Raw genomic sequence first — 23,944 nt, 5'->3', positions numbered from 1 at the left:
ACGTCTCTTAAGATATAGATAACTAAATGAATAAATCACATAGCAACGAGAAAACCCATGCTGCAATAGGAGAATATATTATTGCATTCCAGTCACTAGAACATGAATTGATAGGTATATTTTCATGTTTAAATGATAAAGCTAATCCTAAAGTTGGGGTAATTATAGCATCAAAACTTCAATTCAATACATTGCTAGATGTATTAGATGCTTTATTTAGGTTTAGAGTAAATGACAAAGACTTAATTGAACAATTGTCTTACATAATTTCGAAGTCAGACTCTTTCCGAAAGGAAAGAAATACTTATATTCATTCATATTATGATCCTAATTTTATTGGCAAAGATGAAATTTCATTTTCCCGGGTTGACAAAAAGATACATCGAGGTAAAGGATATGTCCCATTGGTTAGAGATTATAATCCCGATGAGTTAAAATCATCAACCGAAAATTTATTTGGTCTTTTAAACTATATCTTGCGTTTTGCAGAAAACTTACAAAAAAAAGGATATATAACCGATGTCTACAATCAGTGGGAATTGTACTAAAATCCTAAAAAATCAATCCTGCTGACCCTCACCTGCGAGTCTGTCAGCTGATTTCAGATGTTGGAAGGGGAAAGGATAATTATATGATAATAAAAAATCGGCGCCTGACTTCACTAAGTATATAAACTATTTTTTGCATTACACCAACACCCGCTCGCATTCCATAGTTTCTAAATTCACTACAACATAGACTAGATCATCTGTTTGGCCTGCCTGGATGCAGATAGTTGAATCTAATTGAGCCTTCCAGCAGCCTGTCATGGCAGGAGATTCATGTATATGGCCGTGAAGGGTTAACAGAGGCTGATTGTCTCTGATGAAAAAGTACAATGCTTCAGAACCAACCCTTTCTCCATTTATGCAAACGTCCAGCTCCAGATTACAAGGCGGCATATGAGTAACATAGATTGCCTTTTTCATATTAGCCGGTCGCTCGAGTTTCTCAAGCTCTTCTTCTATTGTTGGCAGAGTTGATACATATTCCTTCCAGTTTGGGATTTCCTTTAAACCGGTTACTGTTGAATGCAGAGCCGTGCCTTTCTGGAATCCTATTTCACGATCTTCCGTGTCTTTCCGGCACCTGTCTTTGATGAGGAACGGATAGTCAACTACCCATGACATACCGATAAAATCATAACCGTTTATTTGCACCTTGCGCTGTGCAATGTTCTTGACATACGGATACCTGTCGCATACCTCCTGAAAAAGCCCGTCAAATGTCATAAGATCGTCATTTCCCGGGAAACACAGGTAGTACATCCCAGATTTATTAAATGCATAGAAATGCTCGTTTATCTGATTTTCAATATATTCCTTTTGGCGGTAGAGATTATTGCCGTCATTAGGGAACATGTCCCCGGCGTTGATTAAAACGTCGGGGCGCACTTTGCAGGCTTCCTGATATAGCTTTTTATATTTCCATGTGTTTCCGTGCAAATCAGTAGTAACCATTAGTTTCATTTTATGCCTCTCATTTAGAAGTTATCAAATTCACTTGATTTTAACAGTATTATTGTACTAAAAAATACCAGGATTAGAGGTATTCCTATACCGCCGCCGTAAGCAATAATAAAGTAGATTCCTACTTTTATCAGTCCTTGCCACTGGCCTGCCGGTACAAGTGTGCAAATGTATGGCGCCAGCTTAAAAAACATTCCGTAAAATACTATGCCGGCGGTTAGCCAGCATAGTACTGTGTAAAACCATTTCATATTCATCACTCTCCTTTTGGGTTATTTTCAAATAAATCTTTATCTTCCTTCATTTTTTTCATTAGCCTAAAACGCTTAGACAATTTTCTTCTTGGCTTTTCACTAAATACATACTTATCATGATTTCTAGAAACGTTTCTTTTGTCTTTAAACATTCCAATAATGCTTTTAAGGTTTGCTGCTTTTTTCATGTGTAATCCTTTTATGCAAGTATATGCGTCTACTACATTTTCTTAGGAGGCTTTCAATGCCTGTCTTTGGACAGGTCTTGAATACTTTTCTTCCAGGGGCCGGAGTATTTCATTTTTTAAAACGGTTAAAACCCCGCTGTTTAACACATTTTGCAGCTCAAGCTTTGCCAGCTCCATATCAACACCTATCTCTGCGCAACCGGATACTGCTATGTCCATACCCTGCCCATCAGGCAGGGTTATGTGCCTTTTAACTGATATTTCCTTTACTTGCATGTATAATGTCACCTCCCATTGAGTTTTGTCCGTAACTTATCTATTTCGTATTTACTGTAGCCGAATTGTGAGCAAAAAGCAGTTTTACCATTCCAATACATAAAAAGATTCCTATACAGCTCCAAAGTGAAATATTATGATATAAATCCGGTAGAAAATAGAAATATTTAGCTCCGATTTTAAATACCGTCCAGATAAGCCAGAACGGGACGGCTATCAAGATATTGGCAGCTATGTTTATAAAAACACCCATAATGGTTGCTATTCCACCCAGCACATAAACGGACAAGAATTTAAAACAAAATTCTAGCCAGTCCTCATCATTACTGTACATTTGAAATCACCTCCCTTATCGCTTGGCCTCAAACCAGCCGAGATATTTTTCCAATTCCTTATAACCATTTTTCCATACAACTTTGTATACCTGTCCTACTTTTGGATTTTTAACAGTAGCTGTGTAACACTTAAAACTTTCTCTTTGTTCAAGATTGAATCCTAATTCTTCTTTATTAAGATTAACTTCCTTAAGTGTTCCAATCTTATGCTCTTTTCCGTTCTCTTTAATAATTACTAGCACAGGATTAGTATCTACAGGGGAGAACCTATGGAAAATGGCTTTAAACACGAGTTTCTTAGTGGGATATTCAATCTTTAACAGACTATGCCGTGTTTCTTTCTTCTTGTATGTGGTAAACATTACCGGGCTTAGCCAGCACCAGAGATATTTTGCTTCACTTCTAAATCCAAAAGACAGATCCCAGAATAACCTGAATGTTTTATATGGCTGATCAGTAGAAACTTCCTTGATTATTCCCTCATTGCGAAATCCCTGTTTTGATACAACATGGAAGCTGTACTCACTACTGTTCTTGGGCTGTTTTTTGCCCAAGAACCTCTTTTGTGCTTCTTCGATACTGCCGAGACATGGGGTCAAGCCTTCATCCCAGCCGAAGCTATGATCAATGGCAAGAGGCTCAGAACACTTCTTATTAACAGCAGTTATTTCATGGAAAGCTACCCCATAGCCGCTAAAGGATGGTACTATGTATTTACAGTACTCTTTGATAATAAATCTGTTTTTCATTGGTATAAGCCTCCTTTAATTAGCTTTCCAGACGATTTTATAAGTTGAGCCTAATTCCGGCTTTCTAATCTCAACCCAGTAATACTTACACAACATATCTTCTTCGTTCATCTCAAGCATCCCGTAATCTTCATGTATTTCAGGCCTTGTAATAAGCCTTTTAAGAACCTTATTATTGCCCAGAGAATCGACCTTAACTAGTACAGGATTTCCTTTAAGCTGTGTATTTACTCCGAAAGCTATCTGGTAATACAGAAGATTAGTGGGATATTCTATCTTTATGGAGGTGTAACACTTTCTATCTCGTTTTTTTAGATCAAACATATCCTTCCTTGACCACATCCAGGTATACATGAGATGGTTAGCCTTATAAAAGGTCTTATTTACATCTAAAGAAAAGCTCAGTTCATCTCGGGTTCCTTTGATTTCTTTATACTTCGCTTTGGTAGGGTTTAAACCATATGCCTTTATGTAAAATGCAGTATCATCATGAAGAGCAGTATGGCCTCCGTATCTGCATTTTCTAGCCATAGCAGCTATTCCGGGAAGATTGCTATCGCCATGTGGGCCTTCCTGGTTGCCCAAAAAATGGGGAATACAGATGGGGGAATTAGTTAACCTGCTAGCAATTATCCTATGGGTTACAATCCCATGCCCGCTTATCGAAACATTTACATACTTCTGCAGTTCGTCAATTCTTAAACCTTGTCCTTTTAACGGCTTATACTTGTTCTTCATTTGCTGCCTCCTTTTCAAATTACCTACATTTAGATAGTAAACCAGGAAACCTAAAATGGCTATTAAATAGCTCGTAAATGTTTTATTGCCTTCAACTCAACCTTTCTTACAGTTTCCTTTGAGAGTTTTAAAATACGGCCAACTTCTACAAAACTCATCGGTCTATTTAAATACCGCCTGGAACCTACCGAATATCTTAGTTCAAGTACTTCCCGTGACAAGTTAGAAGGTGTTTTATGATCTTTTCTTAGTGTAGAAAGAAGGTTGTTGATTTCCATAGTAAGATAAACCTTCTTATCATTAGGGCATGGAATTACATCTTGCAAAAGGATGGGGGAGTTATCTTCAGAATTGTCCGAAACAATCGACTCCAATGAATCTGTAGGATTAATATTCTGGCCAAGCTTCATTTTCTTCAGACAAATGTTTCTTGAGTATCCAAAATTTGAAAATACCTCATTTATGATGTATGCCTTAATGTATTTAGTTACGTAATTGTAGAAGTATCCTTTATTGCAGGAATACTTTGCTAGCGCCAAAATTAAACCGGTTGCACCAGCTTGAAAAAGGTCGAATTGTTCTAAACCTAGCCTTTTGGAAAAGCTGCTGTAGCGCTGAACATGTTTACAAACGAGTCTTAAAGTCCTTGATATTATGATCTCTAAAGCTTTGTTTCTTTCTTCTTTTAGTAAAAGCTGCTTTATTTCTAATTCTGTCAAAAGCGGTTTACTCCTAATTTCTCCTGCATATGCGAAATAGTCCAAATGTTTAGTCATGGTAAATCCTCCTTTTTAGTTTTGATTTCATTTAGAAACAAAAAAAACGCCAGTTTGGGCCCGGGAACCCAAACTAGCGTTTTTATTAATAAAAATTATCTACATATTATGCATCAATAAATGTTAAAACTCCTTATCTTACTTATGTATTTACAAATCAAACGTATTTATTCTAATATTAGTATTTGTAATGCCTTATTTCTATTATCTTTTATTTTTACTTCTATATTACCTAATAGCTGTACCGACTTTGTTTTGTTTGCTTAAATATAAAAATCTAAATTTACCTATTTATTCATGCACAAATCCTCCTTTTTGGTAGTTTTTTAACCATTAAAATCCAGAAAACTAGAACTATAACTTGTGGCTTTATTTTGTATAAAATATAAATCCGGAGGTAATCAATTATGTCAAGAGTATTAATGATTGGTAGTAAAAGAAGGTTGGGAGTTGAGGAGATAGATATAAACAAGAAGTATTTAGACAAAAAAGATTGCGTTGTATATTTAAAATATGAAAACATTGTTTTAAATAATATTAAACTCTTTCTTGATCAACATTTTGAAATATTCGTGATAGACAACATTAAAAATGAATATGATTTAGATTTAAAACAAAGAGAGCCACTAGCTTCTTATCTGATGGGGAAAAGTACGTTTGTAGTTGAAAACCTTAAGACAGAATACAATCCTTTTCTTTTTGAAAATGCCTATTTTAGTGTCTATATAGCGATAAATAGTTTATCGTTTGATAAAAATGCAGAACTTTTAAGCACATTGCAAGGATCATTCATAGATTCATGTATAGGCAAGTTAGTTTATTCAAAAACACATGCATCTATTTACCCATATAGCTCTTCTGCATATCAAAATTCCCAAGATAACTATAATAGGAGAGTTTATCGCCCGGAACGTGGAGATGAAATATCTGTTGTCATAACGTATCACACAGAAATATGTAGGTTTATTAAGTTATTTGGGAAAATGATAATTTTCAAAAATGAAGAAGAAAGATATATTTATAGTAGGCACTCAAAACGGACATATACTAACAATAAAGATGATTATCCAGAAAAACCATCATTAATCCCTAATATTGAGATTATCAATAACAGTATTATTAAAATTAATGGGGAAGAATTTAATGATATTCCCAAAAAGTACATTCAACTAATAAAATGTTTTCCTTATGGGACAAAAGATCCGTGTAGTTTCAATGATTTTCGTATAAATTATTATAAATATTATTTAAAGAAAACACCTGAAGCTTATGTTAATATTAATGTTTATGATTACAAGAACATCAACAAGAATATTAACGTTTTTGCAAAAATAATTGCTAACAAAACTGGCATAATTGCAAAGAAATTAGTAACTGCTGGAATCAAAAATGGCTTCAAATTACACGCAAATGTCGTTTTTAAGAAGGTTAACTATGTAGCATTATAATTTATTATCATAAGCATGTAAATTCTCCATTTATCTCCAAAATACCCTTTTTATCCTCTTTTTATACTATGAATATAATCCGATATATTTATAGATAAAATAGTATAAAATCAAAGCTACTTTGTGAGTATAATACTATTGTAAAATAGATAAATTGGGATAAAGAGATAAATGAAAAATCAATCTAATTGGCAACCATATCCTTTGTCATCGTTAGAGGTACGTTTAATTTCCCCTAATAAAAAGGCATTATTCAATAAATTTATATCTCTTCATGCAGAACTTTTGAATATGCTTTTTGAAGTTAGGCAAAGCAATAAAACTAATTTGACGAAGGCAACCACTGGCAGAATTGCCAATTTGCCAGCTATAGAGACAACCAAGAATAATCAAATTAATTTATACTATATGGGAGTTAAGTATCCTGTATTTTTTGTGAGAGAATCATATAATAAAATATTAAAACCTGAATGGCCAAGAGTGTATGCAGAATGTCTTAAAAAGCTGTTAAATATGAATCGTTCAAGGACACAGTCTACGACTCTAGCACATGTTGTACGGATAGTGAAATCTAAAATAGACAGACTTCCCAAAGCCTGGGTGGGAGAGATTAAACCTGAAGAGCATATTTATGTAACAAAAATTATGAGACATCTAAGAAAAGCTATAAACAAAGTCTTAGATGAAAATAAAATAAATATAAAAGTTTTTATAGGATCAAAACGAGAAGACTATTTATTAAATGCCGAAAGATATCGTAAATCCATGAATTCCTCGAATTCATAAAACACCTATCCAACACTAGAATTTCGCTGCATTTTCAAAACTTTTCAATACATTTCAAACATTTACAAATCATTATTCCTATCGTCTTAAAATCAATTAATTCTATTAATTATTTTAATTACTCATAATAATGTTCCTTTCTCAAATAAGTTTTTATATCTTGAGATTAACACGAACCTGTAAGCGAAAGATAAATTCTAAAATACCGCAAAAATCAAAAGAGTAAAGGAACATCAAGTGTCAGTCTTACTAAAATACAACCAAATAGGTGAATACCTTTGCCTTACAAAGCGCACTATACAACACTATGTAAGCGCTAATATTATTCCTTTTGTACCAATGCCATTGGGATCTAAGCGCTTTTCTTTGCCTGAAATAGAAAAGTGGGTAGAAAAGTATAGGGTTAACAATGATATATTTAAATTGAAAAACACTGTTATCGGCAACATGCAGTATCTTAAAAAACGAAAAGAGACTGCAATATATTTGGGTATATCAATTCCTCGCCTTGATCGTTACATTGCTGACAATAAAATACCCTATATACGGCTTCCATTGGGCGCCATAAGATTCCTTTATGCTGATATTGATGAATGGATATCAAAACTTGGTAAAAATAAAACAAAATGACAAATTGCACTATCTTTGCAGGTCTTACTTCACATATTAGAGAGTTTAAGTCGATTGAAAAACCTTCAATTTCTTTTATTGACGGTAATTTGTTTGTGGGTAATTCGAGCCTCCCAGGAGGGGGTTCAAAGTGCACTATATACACTCTTCACCATTTGATTACATTTTTCACCTTTCACATAAATTCTTCACCGTCTCATATTTCATCTTTTATACCTATCCTATTTCACTATCGTTACACTTCAATAAATAATGTTGCCGTTTGCGAAAACCTGGTTTACTTTATTAGTAGAAGGGGAAATAAAGTTAAGGGAGACTCTCAAACATGATAGATATGAACGGCATAAAAATACATCAGCATTACAATATTCCTATCCCAAAGATTTCTATAGACATGAATGCTCTAGAAAAGGCAATTCAGGACATATCAAAAATTGATAGCAAGAATAAATTCTATGCAAATAATTTATTAAACTTTCTTAAGAAAAAAAGAAAGACTATTCGAGATTTCATTTTAGAGGATTTATATTATGAAATGCTAAAAGAAATGAATATTTCGGATGGCCATTGGGCAAAGAATTATTATAGGAATATACTTATTTTATTATGTAACAAATACAAATTGCTGCCATTAGCTTTTGAATTATCACTTATACCAAATCTTCATGAATATTGTGATTGTTTTGATACCAGCTCACTCCCTAAAGGAACTTGTGAAGTATATTTTGGTATTTTTCCATTTAGTTTAATAACTGAGCCTGCAAAAGAGTCTATTTTTTTAAACTTAAGCGTACCTATTGAAATAAACAACAAATTAAACACTTTTCTAGATTGCTACAGAGAATTTGATCAAGAAGAGCGCGGTGAAGTAATAAGCAATACAACTTTAAAATCATGTCGAAATACCCTAAGAAAGTTGATATTGGACTTGAGAATCAAATCATTTGCGGAGCTAAACGGAGAAAGAGGTGCCTATCGAATTAAGGAATATTTTGAAAGAGTTAGAACAAGAAAAACAAAAAAAGGAACAATAACCTACCAATATAAAGCAAAAAATAGAGAACTGGGATATGTACGACGATTCTTTAAAATAATGTGGCTGGAATTGAACATGGAACAAGACCCCTTTACCGTAATTGCCAAAGACAACAAATCTAGGATTCTTAGAAAACCAATACTTGATACTATTAAATTACCAAAAGATAAAAGTAATTATTATTCTCGAAAGATTTCAAGAAAACAAGTAATGGTTAATCTTAATGATCCGGATGAACCAGAATTCTTTGTTACTCCAGTATTCAGTGAAGAAGACATGGACAAAATTGCAAATTACATTAGTGCAATGGCAAATTCTATACAAAGCGGGCTTGAACCAAAATGGCAAATTATGGATATCAGACACATGATGAAATATCATGATGTATTGCAAGAAGCTTTAATTTTAGCTTTTGGATTCTTAAATGGCCCGCGGCCTGTAGACTACGAAAGCTGCATTATAGAAATGTTAGGGAAATTTAGTACAGATCTTGCCAATCCTATTAATTCTAGATTCTATAATAGTTTTCCTACAGTTTGTCCTCCGGTTAAAGAATCTATATACAAAATAAGGCCGGAAAAACGGTATTTTGGACCTATATTTACAATTACTGCACAGGTGTTACAAGTAAGAAATCACATCTTAAAACTAAAACATAGAACTCTTCCTTTAAGTAAAACATCAAAGATGACAGAAGCTGGGACACCATTGTTTATGAGTAGATTCTACAGAAGAGCTTCATATTGCACTCTTACAGATCAATTCAGAAGTGCTTTGCGTAAAGTAGGAGTTGATAATAAATTTGTAAAAAAATCGACCTTATATTTTATGCGTAAATCATTTATTGTATATGCCAGGCGATGGGGAATGTCCATCGATGACATAAGTAAAATAACAGGGGCTGACCCAAAAACTTTGTATTGTTACTATGTTTACTTAGATATGTTAAAGGATACTGATAAACACTATAATGAAACGTTTTTATATAAATATAATTTTCAACAAAAGCTTTATAAATCCGAAAGCAAAATCACACCGACAAAGAGTTGCTCAGAAGAAATATTTAATCCATTTAAACCTTTGTATATGAAACAAGTTAGCTCTATAACCAAAGATGATTCTTATTCAATAGATACTAGTCTAACGATTTTAGCCGATAAAAACCTCATCATGTCACGAAACATGCTCATTAATTGCGTAAGACAAGGATACATAAAGGCAAATAGAGCAAATAACAGATGGATATTTTCTAAACTAAGCGTTGATGGATTTACTGAAAGATATACTGATGCACATGGATTAATGAGAATATTTAAAAAAAGCAAAAGAAGAGACATGACAAAACGAAGGGCACTCCAGCTTATTGTTACAAAATTCAAGCATTATAGTATAAAAATCGGAAACAAATATTATGTTGAGCGCATAGCACTATACAAATATTTGGATAACTTATTAGGATAAGGAGAGTTTATGAGAATAAACAAACTAAGTAACAAATACCGTTTAGACCGTAAAGTTAACGGAAAACGGAGAAGAACAATTGTCCATACTGATCTGAGAACAGCAAAAAGAATTCTTTATGAGGAGCAGGTAAATGCATACAAATACCAATATGGGATTCCTATGGATATTACCTTAAAGCAATTAATTAATGAATACTTAAAAAACTCAAAGGCAACAAAAAAGAGTACTACTTACAAAAAGGATATTCAAATATGTAATAAACTGGAAAAGATGATTAACACAGATACAAAACTATCAGAACTACAAAGAAATCTGCACAAAATAATAGATGAACAAATACAAAATATTTTAAAAGTAGAAAACAAAAGCCCGTACACCGTGAACGGATTCATTACTGTTGTCAAAGCTCTTTTTAATAAGGCTTATTTGTGGAATTACTTACCGGCAAATCCACTTAAAGGTATAAAGAAAGTTAAAACAGAAAAAAACCCAAGACCGAGAATATTCTCCGATGAAGAAATAAAGAAAATATTAGAAATAAGCGATTATGATTTATCAATTTTAATTAAAATACTAATCCACACAGGGTTAAGAGTTAGCGAGCTATTATTTTTAGAATGGAGCAACGTTAATTTTGATAGTAAAAAAATAATAATATGTGAAAATGACATATGGAGCCCAAAGGACTATGAATTAAGAGAGATAAAGCTGCAAAACAAACTAGAAATAGATTTAAAAAAACATAAAAATTGCAGCCTCTCCAGTTTTGTGATAGATAAAAGCTGCGGAGACAGGGAAAAAGATAGACTTTATAGGAACTCTGATAACGGAAAATATTATAAACGATATATAAAGAAATTAGATAAAGTATTAAAAAAATTAGGGATCTATGAAAAGGGTATTGGATTTCATACTTTTAGGCACACTTTTGCAAGCAAATGTATAATGGGAGGAACAAGCATAGTTGCTCTAGCAGAAATAATGGGGCATTCTTCAACAAAAACCACAATGATATATATACATCTAAGCAAAGAATTTTTACATGATTCCACACCAGATATTGATTATGATATATAAAACTACCTATCTAGCCATTTCAAGTTTGAGAAAATTCTAAAAATGATGTAAAATTATAAATATTTCAAAAGGATATTTAATTTATGAAAAAATACAAGATATTTGTGAGCGGTGTTCAAAAAGAACTAAAATCAGAACGTCGAGCAGTAAAGGATTTCATTCAAAAAGATGTTCTGCTTTCTGAATATTTTGATGTATTTATTTTTGAACATTCTCCAGCAAATAGTAAATCAGCAGAAAAAGCATATATTGATGAAGTGAGAAAATGTGATATTTATATTGGGATTATAGGTGTCCAATATGGAAGTGCTAGAAAAAAAACGATATCTCCCACAGAAGCTGAGTTTTGGGAAGCTAAAGCAAAACATAAAGATATTCTTATTTATATAAAGGGTCAAAATATTGAAGATAAAAACCGTGAGGCCGGAGTACAGAAACTGATTAAGGAAATCCGCGACCCTAAGGCCGGCTACAGTTATAGAAGGTTTAATGAAATAAACGAGTTAACTGATCTTATATACGAAAGTTTAATAGTCTGTTTAAGAGAAAAAGGGGAAATCGGAAGAGCAGGTTTTGATCAGAGAATATGTGATGGAGCATCTTTTGCTGATATCAATGATGATAAAGTTAGATGGTTTTTAAAAATTGCTAAAACCAAACGAAACTTTCCGCTTGCTCTTGATTCTTCAACTCAAGATGTTTTTACTCACTTAAAACTTACAAAAGATGACAACCTAACTAATGCTGCTATATTACTTTTTGGTAAAGACCCGAGAAAATATTTTGATCAAGCTAAGATTAAGTGCATTCAAATATCAAGTACTGAAGTTGAAAAACCGTTTACTTCATATCACATTTATGAAGATAACCTTTTTGAACAAATAGACAAAGCTGTAAGTTTTGTTTTAGGAGCCCTTAAATACCCGGTAATTCAGCAGGAACACACTGCTCAAGTTACCCGCCCCCTTGAGATTCCGTTGTTTGCTATACAAGAAGCAATCGTAAATGCTGTTGCTCATCGTGATTACAATACGACATCTTCGGTCCAGGTAATGGTATTTCTTGATCGAGTAGAAGTATGGAATTCAGGTACCTTGCCTTCTCATTTAAAAATCGAAGATCTAAAAAAACCGCATGCTTCTCATCCACCTAGCCCTTCATTAGCAACTGTTATGTATTTAGCTGACTATATACAGCAAGCCGGCACTGGTACAATTGAGATGATTAAACAATGTAGAAAACAAGGCTTGCCGGATCCAGATTTTGTTTCTATCCGAAATCTTGAGTTTAAGACAATCCTTGCGCGAGACATCTTTACAGAAGATACTTTGGCAAAAATAGGGTTAAATGAAAGACAATTACAAGCGGTGAAATATGTTAAGAAAAATGGAAAAATAACTAATAGAGAGTATAGAAAATTATTTAATCTTTCAGATGAAGGTGCTCTAAAAGATTTAAGAGAAATAGTAAACTGGAAAATTTTCATTTCAAAAGGTAAAGGTCGCAGTGTAAAATATATCTTGGCAAATAGATAATGATAGTTGGTTGTATTTGTTAATAGTTGGCGATTCTGGCGATTAGTTGGCGATAGTTGATTGTATTTGTTAATAGCTGGCGATTAGTTATTTTTAACCGGCTATATCTATTACTATTGATAACAAAAGGTTTTTTGTAAATGACAATTCCCGATAAGCCAAACAACTTCCTGCAGAAATATAAAATCACAGCAAAAGGTCAGCAGTATTTGAAAGGATAGCAATAAAATGATAAATTTTAAGATATTTCTTTTACACTACAAAATGTATAAAATAGCGATTTGTAATGTAAAACAACCGAAAAACATGTGCCATATATGTGCCACATTTGTGCCATTTTGATGTTCTTTTTATGATATTGTACTTCTTTTTATGATAACATATTTCACCCAAACAAAATTATGAATAAAATATTATTTCTGACGACGCAATTGACTTTTATTTGCAATTTAAGTATATTTTTAATTCAAATGGTGCGGTACCCAAGTGGCTAAGGGACAGGTCTGCAAAACCTTTATCTAAAACTTTAACTCAATTCAATAACTCCTTGCAATTTCAATCATATTTCAATCAATTAGTTTCCCATAAAAACCTCACTTGTTACCAAACGGTTACTACTCTATGTTCCGCTTATGACCTCATTTGTCCTCTCCTGACCCTATAATACTTTCCAATTAAATTCTCTAATCCTATTACTTTTTTGTCATATGAAGCAATATTAATCCAGATAATTTGCCGATTTTACATTCATTTGAAAATATCCCTGTAAAGATGTATAATTTCCGTATGAATATCATAGAGTTTTATATGTAATCGATATACGATCACTCAGTTATTTCGCTATGATCTTTTTTATTTAGTAAATTTTTGAATGAATTGAAATTAAAGATTAAGATACCATTATGAAGCAAAATGAATGAAAATGGTTATAAATAAGCATGTGTTATTGACAGGAGCAGGATTTACCAGTAATATAGGAACACCTCTTGCAAGTGAAATGTGGTCATATATTTTTAATGATAAATCTGCAAGTAAACATAAAGAAATAGTCGAAGCTCTTTTTTATGCACAACTTTGTAAACCTCATGGCGACGGTACTTTCGTTTATTCGAAAGAATATGATTATGAAGCTGCATATCAAAGAATACTTTCAGGAAAATATGATGCTGGTAAATATACACCATATGAAGGAAACATAAGAACTGCAATGAAAGACGTTATAAGGTCGGCATACAACTGGATAGATGAGATTGTGAAAGGATATCCTCTTTATCAAAAAATAAATAATACTATATATACTCCCGGGCATACAAAATGGAATAGATTAATAAACAATTTCATTAATAAAGAAACAGAAAATTATATTTTTACTTTGAATCAGGATTTATTTATGGAGAGACATATTAAAGCAGGTTTCTATATTCCCGGTTTCCCCGAAGAGGTAAAAGCAACTAATATATGTGGGATAGAGCCAAAAGAACCACTAAGTGAGAAATACTATTATGCTGTACCTGTGAACGAAGATATGGTAGTAAAAATCGAAAACAGACCTAACATTGACTCTAAATTATTTTATATCAAATTGCATGGGTCATGTAATTGGTATAATAAAGACAAAGAAAGCGCTATGATTATTGGTTACAATAAAAAGGAGCAATCAAAATCTGAGCCACTGTTAAATTATTATCATGAGGTATTTGAAAATATTCTAATGAAAGGTGACGTGGACCTGTTAGTAATAGGCTATTCATTTAGAGATGATAATATCAACGATATAATATTAAGAGCTATAAAAGAAAAAAATAGTAGATTAAGGTTGCATATAGTAAATCCTATACCAGTAGAGGATTTCCTTGCTTTTAAACATTTGAGGATCTTAGGTGAAGGGATGAATATGGAAGAGCAAATAAGAGAAGGTCTGAAAGGTTATTATCCATATAAACTCACTGATATTTTCAAAAACGACATGTTGCTGAAAAAGTTAGAAGAGAATTACTTTAACTAATTAAAATATACAAAAGAAATCGCGTTCAATCTATATTAAGACTTGAATAATTAAAAACAATATTTAGTATTAGGTTTAAAATAAAGTAAAGGAGAAAAACCATGGGTAAAGATCAAAAAGTAAGAAAAGAGGTAAAAAAGATTGCAGAAAAAACATTGAAAGAGAAGAGGCTTATAAAAAAAGCAAAAAAAGAAAACAGATAGGATATGCTTCCAATAAACTATCATTAGAGTACAGCATAGTATCAAGAGATATATCTTATTCCGCCGATTTTTGTTCCAAGCTCCGCTTTTATTATTGCGGTCAGATACAAATTCGTTCAGGGATTAACAATAGCGGCAGAAAGGCAGGGGTTTAATCTGCTTTATATCGAAAAATAGAGGGTATTTATGTTTAATTTTTGGCCAGGATTTATTACTTTTATTATTGTAAGCCTTGTATTGTTTTTACTAGGTAGGGAAATAGTGTGCTGGTACTTTAAAATCAATAAAATAGTTGAGTTGCTTGAAACACTGGTAAAAAACACTCAACCAAAAGAAACCAAGACAGGAACAGCACAAAGTAATATCTTCGATTCTAAAATAATTTCTTAATTTAACTATTGGAGAGATATGAAGACTTCTGGGAAGGGCTTATTAAAGACGTTTTAAGCGATGGAATTAAGGATTTAGCTGTTAAAAGGTATAGGAATGAGTCCAATGATCCAAAAATGGTGTCATTCTCGAAATAAATAATAGCTATACCATAATTAAGGTAGATGTTCCTAAATTTTCAAACAAAACATAGGAGGAAACAATAAATGATTTATACTTTACTAACACTATCAATTATTTATTTTGGTATTTTGTTATGGAAAAAAGCATGTGATTGGGGCTATATTTCATTAGCATGTTTAATTGTTATAATGACATTTATGATTATGCTTGATTCTGGGAAACTCTATAAATATAAACTAATATTCGCTGATAAAAATTATAGTATAATCGGAAAAGATATTGAAAATGTTTTAGAAAATAATATTGATAATATTGGACAAGCAATTGTTAATATTTATGATAGATATTATATTATTGAAAATTATGATTTAACTAAAAATTCACAGAACTGGAAAATCGAAAAAGTAAAAGGCAGAGATTGCATGTATCTTAAGCTTAAATATATTCCATTAGAAAAGACCATTGACCTTAGATGTAATTTGGGTACAGTTGGTATCGCTTCTGATGGTTATTATAAATCCGGATATTATATTTCGCGATTGTCTGACAGTGACCCAGAAATGACAAAAGATAAATTCATGAAATTAGTTCAAGATTATAAACTTATTATTGAAGTGAGGTATTTAAGAAAAGCTGACTATAAAATATAAATAGTAAGATATGGTGTTAGGATTCTACACTAATATTAAAATAAAGTTTGCGTCATATCCTGTAAATAGTTGAAAGAACACAAAATATTATTATAACGGAAAGAAACATGTCAGATTCTGAGATCGTAACTCAGCTAAAGGAAGTAAAGAGAGTTAGTAGGAAAGGGGTTGTCTATGTATGTTGAAGTTTTTACTGATGAAAAATCTATAGAGTTAGCGCTTAAGTTTAAAGGGGAACAGGAGTTGCCAAAAGGCGCTGTTGTTATGGGGCTTGTAAAACGTAACGGGTATGTAGAAGGCGCCTGCTTGAAATACGATACCGGAGAAATGGTTTCTTATAATAACGGGAAAGCTATTTCAATGCCTAAATCCGATCAAATTGATATAAAGTAAAGAAATTAAATATTATAGGTCAGTTTTTTCAAAGCTTGCAAAACTTATAGACTACCGAATATGGAAAATTCCTGCCCGCGATTGAAAGAGCTAAAGAATCTTGCAAAAACAGCGTGCAAAATATTGATGACCATTTCGCCGGCATTAGCGATATGGTCAAAATTGGTTCTGGGGCTGAAACTAGGCTTTAGTAAATTGACTAAACAACCTAAAAGAGTTAAAATTTCTATACGAACAATGGGGTTAATGATAGTATATGCATTTATGAAACCACATTGAAATATCAGTGTGGTTTTTGCTAAGTTAAATTAAAATAGGAATAAAGGACGGTTTTGAGTCAGCGATGACATATTCAAGCAAACGTTAAAATTACAAGACTTGACCCCAATAGCAAAGCACTTTTTAAATGAATCTGGAGTCTAATACATGAGCAATTTTATTACAAACAGTGGCGCAGAGAATTTAAAAAAACGTCTGATAGAGCTTATAAACAAAAGCGACGAATTAAAATTTTTGGTTGGGTTTTTCTATTTCTCTGGAATTAGGGAGCTATATCAAGGATTAAAAGACAATCCAAACGTAAAAATTAAAGTTCTTGTCGGTCTTAATGTTGACAAGTCAAATTATGGCCTCATGGAGTACGGCGACCCTGAAAAACAACTTTCTGATGAGGAACGCTGCTATAAATTTTTTGAATCCATAAAAATATCTCTAAACACTGAAAATTTTGATAAAAAAGATTTTTATGAACAAGTGAAATATTTTATTAAACTAATTCGTGAAAATAAACTAATCATCAGAAAAACATACAATCCAAACCACGCTAAAGTTTATATTTTCAAGCTCCAAGAAGGCCAAGTTGGCAGAAAAAACTTATTTATCACCGGCAGTAGTAATTTAACTAATTCCGGACTTTCTACACAAGAAGAATTCAATGTAGAAATCAGTGATTATGGTTTTGAAGATACTGAAAAATATTTTGATTCTCTCTGGGAAGAAGCAATTAAAATTACAGAGAACGACGTTACAAAAAAGAAGTTATTAGAGGTTGTTGAAAATGAAACTCTCGTAAAAGAGATATCTCCTTTTGATGCTTTTGTGCTAGTACTTCAGGCCTACCTTGGTTCTTTTGAGCAAAAAGAAGTCGGGGAATCGCTCATTAAAACATTAAAGGATAATGGATACACTCCCTATCGCTATCAATTAGATGCTGTTAAGCAAGCCCTTGCGATTATAGAAAAGAATAATGGCGTAATTATCGCTGATGTCGTGGGGCTGGGGAAAACAATTATTGCTTGCGCAGTTGCCAAAAAGCTAAAAAAGCGAGGCGTTGTAATTTGTCCGCCGGGGTTGATTGGCGATAAGAACAAAAATTCTGGTTGGAAAAAATATGCAGAAGAATTTGGTATGTATGATTGGGAGGTGCGCTCGCTGGGGGATTTGGAAAATATTGCCGAATTCGTTCAAAAAACAAAAGATATTGAAGTTATTATTATTGATGAAGCTCACAGATTTAGGAATCAAGACACAAAGGATTATGAATATCTAAAAAACATTTGTAGAGACAAAACAGTGATATTGCTGACAGCTACCCCATTCAATAATAGGCCGGGGGATATTCTATCTTTGCTCAAGCTTTTTATTACCCCTAAAAAGTCCTCAATTACTCTGGAAAACAACTTGGTTGCGAGATTTCAGTCATTTAAAGGAATATTTGACAGACTAGGCTACATAAAAAAGTATTGGAATTCTACAGAAGAAGCCAAAAGGAGAAAGGCTTTGGCATATTACGAGGGGCTATTTGAAGAGAAAAATATAAATCTTGATAAAATAAAGCAAAGATCAAAATATCTCGCAAAGCAAATAAGAGACGTTATTGAGCCAGTAACAATACGGCGCAATCGTTTAGATTTACAGAATAATCCGTATTACAAAGACGAAGTAAAGAATCTGTCAAAAGTTGCCGACCCAAAAGAATGGTTTTTTGAATTGACCAAAGAGCAATCTGACTTTTACGACAAAATTATTACTGTATATTTTGGCGATCCAGATGACGGTGGTCAGTTTAAAGGTGCAATTTATCGTCCATTTGAATATGAAGTAGAAAAAGAAAAAGTAAAAAATGAGAAGTTGACAGAAAAAGAAAACTTTCAATTAGTTCAACAACGTAACTTGTATGATTTTATGCGCCGCTTAATGGTCAAACGATTTGAAAGTTCGTTTGGTTCATTTAGGCAAAGTATTAAAAACTTTATAAAAATTACTGAAACTGCACAGAAGTTTATAAATAAAACCAGTAAATATATTCTGGACAGAGATTTAATGGAAGATATCTACAAAAAAACTCCAGATAAAATTGAAGCATATCTTATTGATTATTCAGAGAAGATTAAAAACGGTGAATATCCCAAAAATCATAAAATATACAAGCTCAATGATTTTAGATACAAAGACGAATTCATAGCCCATATTGAAGCAGACTTGAAGCTTTTTGACAAAATCTTGAAAGATTTAGAAGAATTAGATCTTGTCAAAAATGATCCCAAAACAGATTGTTTGCTTAATAACTTAGAGGCAGTTTTAGAGGAGAAACCAAACAAGAGAGACCCCAAAAGAAAAATAATTGTTTTTTCTGAATATCTTGACACTGTCAAATATCTTGAACCAATTCTAAAAGAGCATTTTGGAGAGCGCTTGCTCGTTGTAGCTGGCGATTTATCTACGCAAAAAATATTCTCTATAAATAAAAATTTTGATGCATCTTACGAGAGCCAAGAAAATGAATTTGATGTTTTGTTATCTACCGACAAAATATCTGAAGGGTTTAATCTTAATCGTGCCGGAATGGTGGTCAATTATGATATCCCATGGAATCCGGTGCGGGTTATTCAGCGCGTCGGCCGTATCAACCGTATCAGCAAGAAGGTTTTTGAAGAGCTTAATATAGTAAATTTCTTTCCCACTGAAAGAGGTGCGAAGTTAGTCAAATCAAGAGAAATTGCTTCAAATAAAATGTTTCTCATTCATAATACATTAGGCGAAGATGCCAAGATATTTGATATTGATGAAGAGCCAACACCAGCCGGACTTTATCAAAAGGTTCAGCAAAACCCAGACAAGCTGGAAGAAGAAAGTTTTTATACCAAGGCGCTAAATGAATATGAAAGAATCAGAAAAGAGAACCCGGAACTTATTGAGGCACTGAAAAAATATCCGCCACGAATTAAAATTGCAAAAAAGTATAAAGAAAATGAACTTTTGGTATTCCTAAAAAAAGGCCGGCTGTATGTCCATAGCGTTAAATACAGCGAAGATGGGAAAGACCAAGTTTCTCCAACCACTTTTGAGGATGTATTTAATAACATAATTTGCGATAAAGAAGAAAAACCATTAAAATATTCAGACCGCGCTTGGGAATCATACGAAAATGTTAAAAATTTCAAAGAATATCGTGTAAGCCCAATTAGTGAGCAGAGCTTGGAGCAAAAAGCGATTATTAATCTCAAATCCTTAATAAATACTGTTCAGCACGAAGAGATAATGCCTCATAAAGACTTCCTGCGGACCTTGCTTGAAGATGTTATTGACTACGGCACGCTTTCGGACTACACATTGCGCCGAATTTCCAATTTGGAAAGTAGTGACGATAAGAATATTAAATATACTGTCAAAGAAATTGATGCGATTAAAAAAGAATTAGGAGGCGAGAATTATCTACGAAAAGAAAAAGACCGACAGAAAGATTTGTCCAAAGAAATTATTATAGCTATTGAGAACCAAAAACTATGAGTAGAGAAATATTGCAAAATATAATAGACAATTTTGATATTCAAAGATTAAAGCGTTTTTTTTCAGAAAAAAATGGGAAATTTCGCCCAAAAGAAGAAAGTTACGATTTTTATAATACCGATAATTTTTTCGGTGGTTTGAAACTTGGCGAGCTGCATTTGGATGACGGCACGCTGCTTGTCTGTGCTTTTGAAGCAAAACAAGAGCTTTCTGAACGCTCCGGCAAAAAAGCACAATATGAATTAGGAAAGAAAATCCTCAAAGAAACTCAAACTGATGCCGGTATTTTTATTTATTATAATAAAGTGGGCAGTTTCCGGTTTTCTCTTATTTACGCTAATTATCTTGGTAAAAAAAGAGATTGGAGCGCTTTTCGCCGTTTTACTTATTTTGTCGGAAACGATTTTACCAATAAAACATTCAAACAACGAATAGGCGACGGCGACTTCTCCAGTTTAGAGAAAATAAAAGACGCTTTTTCAGTTGAGAAGGTTACCAAAGAGTTTTATGAAGATATTGCTAATTGGTATTTTTGGGCGGTCAAACATAGTACTTTCCCAAAAGATGCAGAGGAAGAGGAAAACGGCAGAAATATTGCGGTCATTCGCCTAATTACCAGAATGATTTTTATCTGGTTTATGCGAGAACGAGGACTTGTACCGAAAGATTTATTTGATAATAAAAAAATAGCTGAGCGGTTAAAAGATTTATCTCCTGATGAATCAACATATTACAAAGCAATTTTACAAAATCTATTCTTTGCGACTTTGAGTACGCCGAAAGACCAAAGAAAATTTACTGATAAAAAACGATTTGGTAAAGGTTACAATGAAGATTTTGGAAATCACAGTCTGTTTCGGTATCACGAGTGTTTTACGGATCAGGATAAATTAAAGGACTATTTTAATGAAATACCTTTTTTAAATGGTGGACTTTTTGAATGTTTAGATAACAAAGAAGAAAGAATCTATATTGATGGATTTTCCCGCACCAAAAAGAACCAGCCAAATGTTCCGAATTTTCTTTTTTTTAGCGGGGAACAAAAAGCTGATCTCAATAATGCCTACGGCACAAAAAACCAAACCTATAAAGTTAGAGGACTTTTAGATATTCTTTCTTCGTTTAATTTTACCATTGATGAGAACTCACCGGACGATCAGGATATCGCCCTTGACCCCGAGCTTTTGGGTAGAGTATTTGAAAATCTTCTGGCAAGTTTTAATCCTGAAACCTCTACTACTGCCCGCAAAGCCACTGGCAGTTATTACACCCCAAGAGAAATAGTTGATTATATGGTAACCGAATCGCTTAAGGCATATTTCAAAACACATCTTTCAGCTATTCCAGATTTAGATGACAAAATTGTCCGACTTTTTTCAACGGGAAGCGAAGAAAATCCTTTTAATAAAGCAGAGTCAAAAAAACTTGTAGAACTGATTGAAAGTGTTAGAATTGTTGATCCGGCGGTCGGTTCTGGCGCTTTTCCAATGGGTGCACTTAATAAATTGGTATTTATTTTAAATAAAGTTGATCCGTGTAATGAACTTTGGAAACAAGCCCAGCTTTCGGCGGCAGATACAATACCCGATTCGCGTATCAAGCAGGATACCAAAAATCGTATTGAAGAATTTTTCAAAGGTAAAAATGCGGATTACGGGCGAAAACTGTATTTAATTCAAAAATGTATATATGGCGTTGATATTCAACAGATTGCTGTAGAAATTGCAAAACTGCGCTTTTTTATCTCTCTTTTGGTTGACGAAGGGATTGATAAAACGAAAGAAAACTGGGACATTGAACCATTGCCAAATCTTGATTTTAAGATTATGCAGGGCAATAGCCTGCTTGAAGAATATGAGGGCGTAAAACTTTTTGATGAAAAACTTATTACCAGTAATGATTTTGACAAACAAAAACTCATTGAATCAATAAAACAGAAACAGTCAGAATTGCAAAAAGAATATTTGGATCTTCACGCAAAAAATAAACTTACAAAAATTAAGCAGGCAGGATTAAATGAAGAATTAAAAAAGCTTGATAAACAATTGAAAGGTTTAGACAAGCAGGACATTAAAGCTGAGGAAACCGCCGGACTTTTTGACGGCCAAAATGAGGCAAAGCAAAAAAGAGAGATGTTAAAGCAACTTCACAAGGAATTATTTGAAACCAACGAGAAGGAAGCAAAGGGTAAAATTAAAAAACAGATTGATAAAATTGGGTGGGATTTTATTGAAGCCACGCTTAAAGAGCAGAATAAAATATCTGAACTGAAAAAAATAGAGCAATTCAAAAAATCAAACACAAAACCATTCTTTCTCTGGAAACTTCACTTTGCAGATGTTTTTGAAAATGGTGGTTTTGATATTGTGATTGGAAACCCACCCTACGGTGCACGATTCTCTGCACCGGAGAAGCAAGTGTTTCTGCGCCAGTACCACCATCAAGATTACCAGCTGGACAGCTACCTCCTTTTTCTAGAAAGGGGGTTCGACCTCCTGCATACAGCCGCCGTTCTCGCTTATATCATCCCCAACCCTTGGCTCATCAATCTGAAGCTCAGAAAGATTCGATGCTTCCTGTTCGGACAGCAAAGCGTTCGAGAGATTATTCACTATGCGCGTAAGGTGTTTGATGCCACCGTTGACACGGAGGTGGTAATCGTCAGTAAAGAGATCCCAAAAAACAATCGTGTATTGGTCAGACTTGTAACCGATGCAGGTTCCTCAATCGATCGGTTCGTTGAACAACAGAAATGGGCTTCGACGGGCGGCGACCCTGTCAACATTTTCGTCGATTCCAATCAAGAGGCGCTGATTGAAAAAATTAGGGCGGAATCAGTTCGCCTCAAGGAGCTGTGCGAGGTCTTGGCAGGGATGAGTCCCTATGAAGTTGGAAAGGGCACGCCGAGACAAACCAGGTCCGACCTCAATAAGCGCATTTACGATGCCGACCACAAGAAGGACAAGACGTACAGGCCACTATTAAGAGGCCGGGATATCGATCGGTATGTGACGAAGTGGGATGGTCATCGCTGGATTAAGTATGGGCCGAACCTAGCTGCTCCTCGCCGTGTTGAGACATTCGATGCGGCAGAAAAGATAGTCATCCGTCAAACCGGAGACTCTCTAATAGCCACGCTCGACTCGAAGCAGTTCATTTGCATGAAAAACATGCACACTATTACTCAACGAAACAAGACGTATGATTTGAAATTCATCTTGGGTCTGCTTAATTCACGACTGCTTAACTATTATTTTCAGTGGCTCAACCCTGAAAAGGGTGAGGCCCTCGCTGAGATCAAGAAAGAGCATGTTGAGAACCTTGTCATCAAGGCAACTTCGGAGAAGCAACGGAATCAAATCATCGAGATCGTTGATAAAATATTGGTGGTTACTAAATTCAACGATTATATGGAAAATCCCACAAAAAAAGAAGAAGTCAAAGAATACGAAAAACAAATTGACCAGATGGTTTATAAACTATATGGCCTCACAAAAGAAGAAATAAAGATCGTTGAAGACGGCACTGAATAAATCATCAATTAGTAAAGCAAGTAAAGTGACACCGAAACCATTAGCGGAACTTAGGAAA

At 33.5% G+C, this 23,944-nt stretch carries 20 protein-coding genes; 12 read left to right on the top strand and 8 right to left on the bottom strand.

Annotated features, from left to right (window positions below; translation table 11 throughout):
• Positions 1 to 26: 26 nt before the first annotated feature.
• Complete coding sequence (locus tag LHV68_08750) at positions 27 to 548, top strand: hypothetical protein (protein ID MCB4791962.1); 522 nt, start codon at positions 27 to 29, stop codon at positions 546 to 548.
• A 138-nt stretch (positions 549 to 686) separates the two neighbouring features.
• On the opposite strand, the gene LHV68_08745 is transcribed toward LHV68_08750, so the two are convergent.
• The 8 genes from LHV68_08745 to LHV68_08710 form a co-directional block, all read right to left on the bottom strand.
• Positions 687 to 1,508: a metallophosphoesterase gene (locus tag LHV68_08745; GenBank protein MCB4791961.1), complete on the bottom strand. Its 822-nt coding sequence runs from the start codon at positions 1,506 to 1,508 to the stop codon at positions 687 to 689.
• A gap of 14 nt (positions 1,509 to 1,522) precedes the next feature.
• On the bottom strand, positions 1,523 to 1,759 hold the full coding sequence (locus LHV68_08740) for a hypothetical protein (GenBank protein MCB4791960.1): 237 nt from the start codon (positions 1,757 to 1,759) through the stop codon (positions 1,523 to 1,525).
• A 5-nt stretch (positions 1,760 to 1,764) separates the two neighbouring features.
• Positions 1,765 to 1,950, bottom strand: a complete 186-nt coding sequence (locus LHV68_08735; protein ID MCB4791959.1) for a hypothetical protein — start codon at positions 1,948 to 1,950, stop codon at positions 1,765 to 1,767.
• Between the two features lie 42 nt (positions 1,951 to 1,992).
• Positions 1,993 to 2,226 carry a hypothetical protein gene (locus LHV68_08730; GenBank protein ID MCB4791958.1) on the bottom strand — a complete coding sequence of 78 codons (234 nt, stop codon included), beginning with the start codon at positions 2,224 to 2,226 and terminating at the stop codon, positions 1,993 to 1,995.
• A gap of 40 nt (positions 2,227 to 2,266) precedes the next feature.
• Positions 2,267 to 2,560, bottom strand: a complete 294-nt coding sequence (locus tag LHV68_08725) for a hypothetical protein (GenBank protein ID MCB4791957.1) — start codon at positions 2,558 to 2,560, stop codon at positions 2,267 to 2,269.
• 15 nt (positions 2,561 to 2,575) lie between these two features.
• The gene (locus LHV68_08720) at positions 2,576 to 3,310 is read right to left on the bottom strand and encodes a hypothetical protein (protein ID MCB4791956.1); all 735 of its coding nucleotides are present in this window, start codon (positions 3,308 to 3,310) and stop codon (positions 2,576 to 2,578) included.
• A 15-nt stretch (positions 3,311 to 3,325) separates the two neighbouring features.
• Positions 3,326 to 4,048 (bottom strand): hypothetical protein, encoded by a 723-nt coding sequence (locus tag LHV68_08715; GenBank protein MCB4791955.1) that lies wholly within the window; start codon positions 4,046 to 4,048, stop codon positions 3,326 to 3,328.
• Between the two features lie 62 nt (positions 4,049 to 4,110).
• Positions 4,111 to 4,824, bottom strand: coding sequence for a sigma-70 family RNA polymerase sigma factor (locus tag LHV68_08710; protein ID MCB4791954.1), 714 nt, complete (start codon positions 4,822 to 4,824; stop codon positions 4,111 to 4,113).
• Positions 4,825 to 5,231: 407 nt separating this feature from the next.
• On the opposite strand from LHV68_08710, the gene LHV68_08705 reads away from it, so the two are divergent.
• The 11 genes from LHV68_08705 (at position 5,232) to LHV68_08655 (ending at position 23,886) form a co-directional block, all read left to right on the top strand.
• Positions 5,232 to 6,272, top strand: coding sequence for a hypothetical protein (locus LHV68_08705; protein MCB4791953.1), 1,041 nt, complete (start codon positions 5,232 to 5,234; stop codon positions 6,270 to 6,272).
• A gap of 171 nt (positions 6,273 to 6,443) precedes the next feature.
• Complete coding sequence (locus tag LHV68_08700) at positions 6,444 to 7,058, top strand: hypothetical protein (protein MCB4791952.1); 615 nt, start codon at positions 6,444 to 6,446, stop codon at positions 7,056 to 7,058.
• A 366-nt stretch (positions 7,059 to 7,424) separates the two neighbouring features.
• Positions 7,425 to 7,688, top strand: coding sequence for a helix-turn-helix domain-containing protein (locus tag LHV68_08695; protein ID MCB4791951.1), 264 nt, complete (start codon positions 7,425 to 7,427; stop codon positions 7,686 to 7,688).
• Positions 7,689 to 8,013: 325 nt separating this feature from the next.
• Positions 8,014 to 10,185 carry a hypothetical protein gene (locus LHV68_08690; protein MCB4791950.1) on the top strand — a complete coding sequence of 724 codons (2,172 nt, stop codon included), beginning with the start codon at positions 8,014 to 8,016 and terminating at the stop codon, positions 10,183 to 10,185.
• Positions 10,186 to 10,194: 9 nt separating this feature from the next.
• On the top strand, positions 10,195 to 11,265 hold the full coding sequence (locus LHV68_08685) for a site-specific integrase (protein MCB4791949.1): 1,071 nt from the start codon (positions 10,195 to 10,197) through the stop codon (positions 11,263 to 11,265).
• A gap of 83 nt (positions 11,266 to 11,348) precedes the next feature.
• Positions 11,349 to 12,800, top strand: a complete 1,452-nt coding sequence (locus LHV68_08680; protein MCB4791948.1) for a DUF4062 domain-containing protein — start codon at positions 11,349 to 11,351, stop codon at positions 12,798 to 12,800.
• A 916-nt stretch (positions 12,801 to 13,716) separates the two neighbouring features.
• Complete coding sequence (locus tag LHV68_08675; GenBank protein ID MCB4791947.1) at positions 13,717 to 14,805, top strand: SIR2 family protein; 1,089 nt, start codon at positions 13,717 to 13,719, stop codon at positions 14,803 to 14,805.
• A 799-nt stretch (positions 14,806 to 15,604) separates the two neighbouring features.
• Positions 15,605 to 16,171 carry a hypothetical protein gene (locus LHV68_08670; protein MCB4791946.1) on the top strand — a complete coding sequence of 189 codons (567 nt, stop codon included), beginning with the start codon at positions 15,605 to 15,607 and terminating at the stop codon, positions 16,169 to 16,171.
• Between the two features lie 174 nt (positions 16,172 to 16,345).
• On the top strand, positions 16,346 to 16,564 hold the full coding sequence (locus tag LHV68_08665; protein ID MCB4791945.1) for a hypothetical protein: 219 nt from the start codon (positions 16,346 to 16,348) through the stop codon (positions 16,562 to 16,564).
• A 426-nt stretch (positions 16,565 to 16,990) separates the two neighbouring features.
• Positions 16,991 to 20,353: a phospholipase D-like domain-containing protein gene (locus LHV68_08660; protein MCB4791944.1), complete on the top strand. Its 3,363-nt coding sequence runs from the start codon at positions 16,991 to 16,993 to the stop codon at positions 20,351 to 20,353.
• Entirely contained in the window at positions 20,350 to 23,886 is a 3,537-nt protein-coding gene (locus LHV68_08655; protein MCB4791943.1) for an Eco57I restriction-modification methylase domain-containing protein, read from the top strand. Before LHV68_08660 ends, LHV68_08655 begins: the two co-directional genes overlap by 4 nt.
• Positions 23,887 to 23,944: the final 58 nt, after the last annotated feature.

Origin of the sequence: Candidatus Liberimonas magnetica (genome assembly GCA_020523885.1) — a bacterium.
Taxonomy (GTDB): Bacteria; Elusimicrobiota; Endomicrobiia; order Endomicrobiales; family JAFGIL01; genus Liberimonas; species Liberimonas magnetica.
The sequence above is the reverse complement of the archived record's forward strand: the minus strand, read 5'-3'. Positions and strand labels throughout refer to the sequence as shown.